Here is a 9,341-nt window from a genome sequence, read left to right on the forward strand (position 1 = left end):
CGCCGGGGTGACGGGCGACCTGCCCGTGGGCGCGAGGACCATCCCTTTCAGCGCGGTGACCCGCCAGTCGGGCCTCGAAGCCGACGGCCAGTCGTGGCGCAAGGGGGCGGTGGACGCCGTGCTGAAGTCCCTGGGTCTGGCCGAGGCGGAGGCTCCCGCCGAGTTCCGCGCCGCCGTGGACCGCATCGCCCGCTCGGGCGGCACGCCCCTGGCCGTGACCGAGAACGACGCCCTGGTCGGCGTCATTCACTTGAAGGACGTGGTCAAGCCGGGGGTGAAGGCGCGCTTCGCCGATCTGCGCCGTATGGGTCTGCGGACCGTCATGATCACTGGCGACAACCCGGTGACGGCGGCGGCTATCGCGTCCGAGGCCGGGGTCGACGACTTCCTGGCCGAGGCCACGCCCGAGGACAAGATGCGCCTGATCAAGGCCGAACAGGCCAAGGGACGCATGGTAGCCATGTGCGGCGACGGGGCCAATGACGCCCCCGCTCTGGCTCAGGCCGATGTCGGCGTGGCCATGCAGACCGGGGCCCAGGCCGCGCGCGAGGCCGGCAATATGGTCGATCTGGACTCAGACCCCACCAAGGTCATCGAGATCGTCGAGGTCGGCAAGCAACTGCTGATCACGCGCGGCGCCCTGACCACCTTCTCCATCGCCAACGACGTGGCCAAGTATTTCGCCATCATCCCGGCCATGTTCGTGGTCGGCCTGCCGTCGCTGGCGGCGCTGAACGTGATGAAGCTGTCCAGTCCGGAGAGCGCCATCCTGTCGGCGGTCATCTTTAACGCCCTCGTCATCATCGCCCTGATCCCGCTGGCGCTGCGCGGGGTGAAATACCGCGCCGTGGGGGCCGGGAAACTGCTGGGCCGCAACCTGCTGATCTACGGCCTGGGCGGCCTGATCGCCCCCTTCGTCGGCATCAAGCTCATCGACATCCTCATCTCCGCCCTCGGCCTGGCCTGAAGCCGACCCTGAGGCGCAAGGAAAACTATCATGCGTAAACGTAAGAAACTCGACGGGTCGGACCTCAACAACGCCCTGGTGGGCGGGGTCTGCCTGGTCGCCGTCATCACCCTGGGCCTGTGCTCGGCGCCGACCGACGCCAGGGCTCAGGACGTGGCCTTCAACGCTGCCGTCGCCACCGACTACGTCTTCCGGGGCGTCAGTCAGAACGAAGGCGACCCGGCGATCTCGGCCGGGGTCGATGTGGCGCAAGGCTTCTTCTACGCCGGGGCCTGGGCTGGGAACGTCTCCTTCGCGGGGGACGCGGACACCGACGCCGAGATCGACCTCTATGCGGGCGTTCGGCCTGCGTTCGGCGGCTTCGACTGGGACTTCGGCGTGGTCAGCTACTTCTACGCCGGCCAGCCCGACGGCGCCGACTATGACTATGTGGAGCTGAAGGCCGCCGCCTCGCGTGCGGTCGGCCCGGCGACGCTAGGCGCGGCGATCTATTATTCGCCAGACTTCTTCGGCGCGTCCGAGGACGAGGCGACCTATGCCGAGGTCAACGCGGCGATCAGCCCGGCCGACAAATGGACGCTCTCGGCCGCAGTGGGGCGTCAGTGGGTGTCGTCCGACTTCGACTACATGACGTGGAACCTGGGCGCGGCCTATCAGCTGACGGAGCGGCTGGGCCTGGACGTCCGCTATTTCGACACCGACGAGCACGGCTTCGGCTCCGCCTATGACAGCCGCGTCGTCGCCAGCCTGAAGGCGAACTTCTGATGCTGAACCACATCCGCCCGGCGGTCGTCATGATCGCTCTGTTCACCGGCGTTCTGGGCGTCGGCTATCCATTGGTCGTGACGGGCGTGGCCCAGGCGGCCTTTCCGGATCAGGCGAACGGCAGCCTGGTTCGCGACAAGGCGGGGCAGGTGGTCGGCTCAGCCCTGGTCGGCCAAATGTTCGCCGCGCCGGGATATCTGCATCCCCGGCCGTCGGCGGCGGGCGAAGGCTATGACGCCGCCGCCTCGTCCGGCTCCAACCTCGGCCCGTTGAACCCCGATCTGATCGCGCGGGTGAAGACGGACGCCGATGCTCTGCGCACGGAGGCCGGTAAAAAGGCCATTCCCGCCGACGCCGTGACCGCCTCTGCATCGGGCCTCGACCCGCATATCTCTCCGGCCTACGCTGAGCTTCAGGCCGCCCGCATCGCCAGGGCGCGCGGGTTCGAGGAGGCGCAGGTGCGAGACGTGATCCGCCAGCATGTCGAGGGCCGCACGTTCGGCGTGCTGGGCCAACCGCGCGTCAATGTCCTGCTGACCAATCGCGCGTTGGACGCTCGCTTCGGCCGCCTGACGACCGAGGGCGGATGACGCCGTCCGGCCACGCCACGGACCAGACCCCGGCCGCCCCGCGCAAGCGTGGGCGGCTGAAGGTTTTTCTCGGCATGTCGCCGGGGGTGGGCAAGACCTATGAGATGCTGCGCGCCGCGCGCAGGCGAAAGGCTGAGGGAGAGGATGTCGTCGTCGGCGTAGTCGAGACCCACGGCCGCAAGGAGACCATGAGCCTGCTGCGCGGGCTGGAGGTCATGGCCCGCAGGCCCATCGCCTATCGCGAACGCACCCTGCTGGAGTTCGATATCGACGCCGCCATCGCGCGCCGCCCGGAACTGTTGCTGGTCGATGAATACGCCCACTCCAACGCGCCCGGTTCGCGCCACCTGAAGCGCTGGCAGGACGTAGAGGAGATCCTGGAGACCGGGATCGACGTCTGGACCACGCTGAACGTCCAGCATCTAGAAAGCCTGTCGGACGTAGTGCTGCGCATCACCGGGGTGCGCCAGCGCGAGAGCGTGCCGGACAGCGCTCTGTCGCGCGCTGACGACATCGAGGTGGTGGACATCACCCCGGAGGAACTGCGCAAGCGCCTGGCCGAAGGCAAGGTCTATGTGCCCGAGACGGCGCGGCTGGCCTCAGACAACTTCTTCAAGGTCGAGAACCTGACGGCCCTGCGCGAACTGGCCCTGCGCCGCGCGGCCCAGACGGTGGACGACCAACTGACCGCCCGTCTGCGCGAACAGGGGGCGGCCGGGCCGTGGGCGGCGGGCGAGCGGATTCTGGTCCTGGTGGCGGGCGACGCCATGGCCGGCCCTCTGGTGCGGACAGGGCGGCGCATGTCCGACATGATGATGGACGCGCCCTGGACCGTGGCTCATGTCGATCGGCCGTCTGGCGCGCGCCACGGCGTCGACTCGGCGGGCAAATTGTCCGATGCGCTGAAACTGGCCGAGCAGTTGGGCGGCCGCACAGTGGTTCTCAGCGGTGACGACGTCGTGCGGGCGGTCATGGATCACGCGCACAACAACCACGTCACCCAGATCGTTCTGGCCAAGGGCCGCGACAGCCGTCTGTCGGAGTGGCTGGGCCGATCGCTGGCCGGCGAACTGCTGCGTCAGGCGCGCGGCGTCGCCATTCACGTCGTCACCGACGAGATCGAGCCGTCGCCCAAGTCGCCGAAAGACGTGCGCCTGAACCTGGCCGAAGGGTGGCGTGGTTACGCTGTCGGCGCGGCCTGCGTGGTCGCCGCTACGGGTCTGGCGCTGCTGCTGGACCGGACGTTCGAGCGGGTGGACCTGGGCGTCATCTACCTGACGGCGGTTCTGGCGGCAGGCGCTCTCTATGGACTGCGGCCCGCTTTGGCGGCGGCGACCGTCGCCTTCCTGACCTACAACTTCCTGTTCCTGCAGCCGAAGTTCAGCTTCGCCATCGGGTCGCCAACGGACGTGCTGACCCTGATCGTCTTCTGGGGGGTGGCGCTGACGACCGGCGCGTTGGCGGGTCGGGTGCGAGAACAGGCCCGTGCGGCCCAGCGTCGCGCCTCGGCGGTGTCCGCCCTTCTGGCCGCCAGCCAGCGTCTGACCGGGATCGGCGATCGGAGCGAGGCTGCACGCATCCTGGCCGAACAGACGGCAGCCGCAGCAGGGGCCGGGGCGGTCGTCCTGTTGCCCGTTGACGGAGAACTGATTTTGACCGCCAGTGCGCCGGGCAAGTCTGAACTGGATGCCGAAGCCATGGCCGCCGCGCGCTGGACCTGGGAGAAGGGCGAACCGGCGGGTTACGGCACCGGCACACTGCCGCAGGCGCGCTGGACCTTCAGGCCGTTGCAGGGCGTGCGCGATCGCGCGGGCGTGGCGGGGATCGAGGCCGCCGCCCTGTCGTCCGGCTCGGATGAGGAAAAGCTGGCTCTGGCGCTGCTGGACCAAGGAGCAGTCGCGGTCGAGCGCGCGGATCTGGCTGGGCAGGCGGTCGAGACCGAGACCCTGCGCCGCACCGACCGTTTCCGCGGCGCGCTGATGAATTCGGTCAGCCATGATCTGAGGACGCCCCTGTCCACAGTCCTGGGCGCCTCGACCACTTTGATCGACCTCGGCGACAAGCTGACGCCCGCCGTGCGCGCCGACCTGCTGCTGTCGATTCGCGAGGAGGCGGAGCGGCTCAGCCGCTATGTCGGCGACCTGCTGGACATGACGCGGCTGGAGGGCGGGGGCCTGAACATCCGCGCCGACTGGGTCGACGTGCGCGACGTGCTGAACGCGGCGGGCAAGCGGGTGGCGCGACGTTTGGGCGAGCGCAAGATGACCCGCGACTGCCCGGCCCAGCTCAGTCTGGTCATGGTCGATCAGGGGCTGTTGGAACAGGCCCTGGTCAACATCCTCGAGAACGCCGTCGCCTATAGCCCCGACGGCTCAACCGTCGAGCTGGCGGCCTATGAGGATCGGGGGGCCGTGGTCATCTCCATCGAGGACGAAGGCAAGGGCATCCCGACCGCCGAACTGGAGCGCGTCTTCGACAAGTTCCGCCGCATGGAGGAGCCGTCCGACCGCACCAAGGGGGCCGGTCTGGGGCTGGCCATCGCCAAGGGCTTCGTCGAGGCCATGAACGGCCGCATCGCGGCCGCCAGCCCCATTCAGGATGGAAAAGGCACGCGCATCCTGATCAGTCTGCCCAAGGCCGTCGTCACCCACCCCAGCCTGCTTTAGGGTCCGCCGCATGGCCGCCGTTCGCCCCCAGATTCTCGTCATCGACGACGAGCCCCAGATCCACCGCTTCCTGTCCCCGGCGCTGGACGCCGCTGGCTATGAGCCGCGCCGCGCCGATAGCGGACAGGAGGGTTTGCGCGGCATCGCCCTGTGGAGCCCCGACGCCGTGGTGCTGGACCTCGGCCTGCCAGACATGGACGGCAAAGACGTGCTGGCCCGCGCCCGCGAATTCTATGCCGGTCCCATCATCGTCCTGTCGGCGCGCGACAAGGAGGCCGAGAAGATCGCGGCGCTTGACCTGGGCGCCAACGACTATGTCGAAAAGCCCTTCGGTGTCGGCGAACTTCTGGCTCGGCTGCGCGCCAACCTGCGTCAGACGCCGCGCGCCGAAACGGCCGGGCCTTTGGTCACAGGCGAGGTCAAGATCGACCTGGAGCGACGCCTGATTACCCGCGCAGACAACCCGGTGCGACTGACACCCAAGGAATATGACGTCCTGGCGTATCTGACCCGAAACGTCGGTAAGGTGACCGGCCATCGCGACCTGCTAACCGCCGTCTGGGGCAAGGCCCATACCGATGACACCCAGTATCTGCGCGTCGTCATCGGCCAACTGCGCCAGAAACTAGAGGTTGATCCGGCTCAGCCGCGCTTGATCCTGACGGAACCCGGCGTGGGCTATCGCTTGGCGGACTAGCCCCGCGCCTATGGCGGGATATGGCCGCTACAGCTTCACTCGATTCAGGCGCAGGGCGTTGGCGACGACGCTGACGGAGGACAGGGCCATCGCCGCCGCCGCGATCATCGGCGAGAGCAATATGCCGAAGAAGGGGTAGAGCACACCCGCCGCCACCGGCACGCCCGCAGCGTTGTAGATGAAGGCGAAGAACAGGTTCTGGCGGATGTTGGCCATGGTGGCGTGGCTGAGTTCGCGGGCGCGGACAATGCCGTTCAGGTCGCCTTTCAGCAGGGTCACGCCCGCGCTTTCCATCGCCACGTCGGCGCCGGGCCCCATGGCGATTCCCACGTCGGCCGTGGCAAGAGCGGGGGCGTCGTTGACGCCGTCGCCAGCCATGGCGACGACGCGGCCCTGCTGTCTCAACCGCGCCACGACGTCGGCCTTCTGATCGGGCAGGACGTCCGCTTCGACGGCGTCGATGCCCAGTTGACGCGCGACCGCCTCAGCCGTCGTGCGGTTGTCGCCAGTCAGCATCACGACCTTGAGGCCGTGGGCGCGCAAGGCGGCCAGGGCCTCTGCTGTGGTCGGCTTGATCGGATCGGCGATGGCGAACACGCCCGCCACGCGGTTATCTACCCCCATGAAGATGGCGGTGGCGCCATCGGCGCGTAGGGCGTCGGCCTGGGCCGCCATCGGGGCGGCGTCCACTCCGGCCTCGGCCACGAAACGGGCGTTGCCCAGGGTGATGCGTCGGCCCTCGACCGTACCAAGCGCCCCCTTGCCTGTAGGGGAGTCGAAATCGCTGACCGCAGGAATCTCGAGGCTGCGTTCGGTCGCCGCCTCGACAATGGCCAGGGCCAGGGGATGTTCTGACGCCCGCTCGACCCCGGCGGCGATGCGCAGAAGTTCGTTCTGATCGAAACCGTCGGCGGCCACGATACGGGTTACGGCGGGCTTGCCTTCGGTCAGGGTGCCGGTCTTGTCGACAACCAGGGTGTCGACCTTCTCCATGCGCTCAAGCGCTTCGGCGTTCTTGATCAGCACGCCCAGGCCGGCGCCGCGGCCGACGCCGACCATGATCGACATGGGCGTCGCCAGCCCCAGGGCGCAGGGGCAGGCGATGATCAGAACGGCGACCGCCGCGACCAGGCCATGCGCCAGACGCGGCTCAGGCCCCCAGACGCCCCAAGCGATGAAGGCGATGACGGCCACCAACAGTACGGCTGGGACGAACCAGCCTGCGACCTGGTCGGCCATGCGTTGGATCGGCGCGCGCGAGCGCTGGGCGTCGGCGACCATCTGGACGATGCGCGCCAGCATGGTGTCGCGCCCGATTTTTTCGGTGCGGATGATCAGGGAGCCGCTCTGATTGATGGTGCCGCCGATGACCTTGTCATCAACCGATTTGGTGACGGGCATGGATTCCCCGGTCACCATGGATTCATCCAGGGCCGAGCGGCCTTCCTCGACCACGCCGTCGACCGGCACCTTTTCGCCGGGGCGGACGCGCAGCCGGTTACCGACGACAATCAGGTCGAGCGCGACCTCGTCCTCACCACCATCATCAGCGATGCGGCGGGCGGTCTTTGGGGCCAGGTTCAGCAGGGCCTTGATCGCGCCAGATGTGCGCTCACGCGCTCGCAGCTCCAGCACCTGCCCCAGCAGGACCAGGGTAGTGATGACGGCGGCCGCTTCGAAATAAACCGCGACTGATCCGTCCGCAGCGCGGAAGGCGGCGGGGAAGAGGCCGGGCGTCAGGCCGGCGACCATGCTGTAGGCCCAAGCTACGCCCGTCCCCATGGCGATCAGCGTGAACATGTTGAGATTGCGGGTCTTCAGCGAGGCCCAGCCACGCTGGAAGAAAGGCCAGCCCGCCCACAGCACGACCGGCGTGGCCAGGACCATCTGAATCCAGATCGAGGTCCGCATCGGCACAAGGTGATGCAGCGCCGGAATCAGATGCGCGCCCATCTCCAGAATGAAGACGGGCGTGGTCAGAGCCACCGCCACCCAAAAGCGCCGCGTCATGTCGATCAGTTCATCGCTGGGACCAGCGTCGGCGGTCGCCACTTCGGGCTCCAGAGCCATGCCGCAGATGGGACAGGCGCCGGGATGATCCTGACGGATTTCCGGGTGCATGGGGCAGGTCCAGATGGCCCCTGCGGGCGCCTCGACCTTGGGCTGAGGCGTGCGGTCCAGATAGCGTTCCGGCTCGGCGACGAACTTCGCCTTGCAGCTTGCGCTGCAGAAATGGTGTTCGCGCCCGGCATGGGACGCATGGTGCGTCGTCTCGTGCGGATCGACGGCCATGCCGCAGACGGGATCTACGGCGCCGGGTGGAGGAGGGCTTTCGCCGCGTCCGTGAACGTGGCTGTGGTGATGGTCTTGACCTTCGGCGGAATGTCCGCCGGGTTTCGTTTCCGCCATTCGTCCCTCCTCCATAGCGGCGATGCGCCGCCTGACCCATCTGTGTCGCGGTCTCCTAGTGGACCATGAAGCGGGCGGAGCCGCTCATCCGGTGACCGTCCGGCGCCTCGGCGGTCCAGGCCGCCGCATAGTTACCCGGCGTCAGGCGCGGCAAGGGCGCGCTGACGGTTCGGGCGGCGGGAGCGGACGGCGCCGTGACCACGATCGGCGCTCGCCCCTGGGTCGTCAGGGTGACGGTCTTGAGCGTCATCGGATGGGGAAAGGTCACGCTGAACCGTTCCGGCGAACCATGCGTCATGGCGCCGTCAGCCGGGCTGGTGACGATGCCCGAAGCTTTCGCCTGCGAGCCGCCATGTCCGGCATGACCCGCGTGCGCATCTTGAGCAGCGGCTGCGCCAGCCAGCGAGGCCAGCGCAACGGTGAGAACCAGAGTCTTCAGCATGACCAATCTTCCCTTCAGTTTTTAGAACCAGGCCTTGATGCCGACCACGAAGCGCGTGTCTTCGGGATCCTGACCTCTGGCCTTGGCGTAGTCGGCGGTGTCGCCCAGCGAACGGGTCCACTCGACGCCGACGTAGGGTGCGAACTCCTTGCGGATTTCATAGCGCAGGCGAAGACCAGCGGTGACCGACGTCAGACCCGAGCCGATCTCAAGCTCCGGGATGTCGCTGGCCGACAGGGCCACTTCGATCGCCGGCTGCAGGATCCATTTCTGGGTGATGCGCTGGTCATATTCGGCCTCGGCGCGGGCTGTCAGGTCGCCCTCGGTCGAGAGGAAGGCGGCGGCGCTCATCTCGAACCAGTAGGGAGCCACGCCCTGAATGCCGACGGTCAGATGGGTGGTGTCGTCGCCGTCAGGACGGAAGTCCTGGCGCACGCCCGCCTGCACGTCCCAGAAGGGCGCGATGGCGCGGCTGTAGAGAGCCTGAACCTCGGCCTCGTGCAGCTTGCCGTCGATCTCGCCTTCGCCTTCGGTCTTCCACCAGAAGCGGTTGATGTCGCCGCCGGTCCAGCCCTGAGCGCCCCAGCTGTAGCCGTCAGCGCCGTCGCCGAAGCTAGCCTCGATGGAGTCGATCAGCACGGCCGTCGAGCGGATGTCGCCGTTCTCGACCAGAAGTTGCTTGCGCGAAGCCGCCATGACGGCCGGGTCGAACAGCAGATCGGCGGCGTGGGCCGGCGCCGAGCGAGCGGCAGCCGGGGGCGGGGCTTCGACCATGCGGCCGCCGACGGCGTCCACGCTGGTCGGG

General features: G+C 68.0%; 8 protein-coding genes. 5 read left to right on the forward strand and 3 right to left on the reverse strand.

The genetic code is table 11. From position 1 onward, the window contains the following. The 5 genes from RT567_RS10170 to RT567_RS10190 all read left to right on the forward strand — a co-directional run. The coding region (locus tag RT567_RS10170; protein WP_313576273.1) for an HAD-IC family P-type ATPase at nucleotides 1-967 on the forward strand (967 nt) is incomplete at its 5' end. A 30-nt stretch (nucleotides 968-997) separates the two neighbouring features. Then, nucleotides 998-1,732 (forward strand): TorF family putative porin, encoded by a 735-nt coding sequence (locus tag RT567_RS10175; RefSeq protein WP_313576275.1) that lies wholly within the window; start codon nucleotides 998-1,000, stop codon nucleotides 1,730-1,732. Further along, nucleotides 1,732-2,322, forward strand: a complete 591-nt coding sequence (gene kdpC, locus RT567_RS10180; protein WP_313576277.1) for a potassium-transporting ATPase subunit KdpC — start codon at nucleotides 1,732-1,734, stop codon at nucleotides 2,320-2,322. The genes RT567_RS10175 and kdpC overlap by 1 nt, the downstream gene beginning before the upstream one ends. Further along, a complete protein-coding gene (locus tag RT567_RS10185) occupies nucleotides 2,319-4,988 on the forward strand; it encodes a sensor histidine kinase KdpD (RefSeq protein ID WP_313576279.1) in 2,670 nt (889 codons plus the stop codon). The genes kdpC and RT567_RS10185 overlap by 4 nt, the downstream gene beginning before the upstream one ends. A 10-nt stretch (nucleotides 4,989-4,998) precedes the next feature. Then, nucleotides 4,999-5,685: a response regulator gene (locus tag RT567_RS10190; protein WP_313576281.1), complete on the forward strand. Its 687-nt coding sequence runs from the start codon at nucleotides 4,999-5,001 to the stop codon at nucleotides 5,683-5,685. Nucleotides 5,686-5,712: 27 nt separating this feature from the next. On the opposite strand, the gene RT567_RS10195 is transcribed toward RT567_RS10190, so the two are convergent. The 3 genes from RT567_RS10195 to RT567_RS10205 form a co-directional block, all read right to left on the reverse strand. Then, a complete protein-coding gene (locus RT567_RS10195; RefSeq protein ID WP_313576283.1) occupies nucleotides 5,713-8,094 on the reverse strand; it encodes a heavy metal translocating P-type ATPase in 2,382 nt (793 codons plus the stop codon). Between the two features lie 55 nt (nucleotides 8,095-8,149). Further along, nucleotides 8,150-8,536 carry a copper resistance protein CopC gene (locus RT567_RS10200; protein ID WP_313576285.1) on the reverse strand — a complete coding sequence of 129 codons (387 nt, stop codon included), beginning with the start codon at nucleotides 8,534-8,536 and terminating at the stop codon, nucleotides 8,150-8,152. Nucleotides 8,537-8,557: 21 nt separating this feature from the next. Continuing rightward, nucleotides 8,558-9,341: copper resistance protein B (locus RT567_RS10205; RefSeq protein WP_313576287.1), on the reverse strand; the 784-nt coding region annotated here is incomplete at its 5' end.

It is taken from the genome of Brevundimonas sp. (assembly GCF_032107865.1).
Classification (GTDB): domain Bacteria; phylum Pseudomonadota; class Alphaproteobacteria; order Caulobacterales; family Caulobacteraceae; genus Brevundimonas.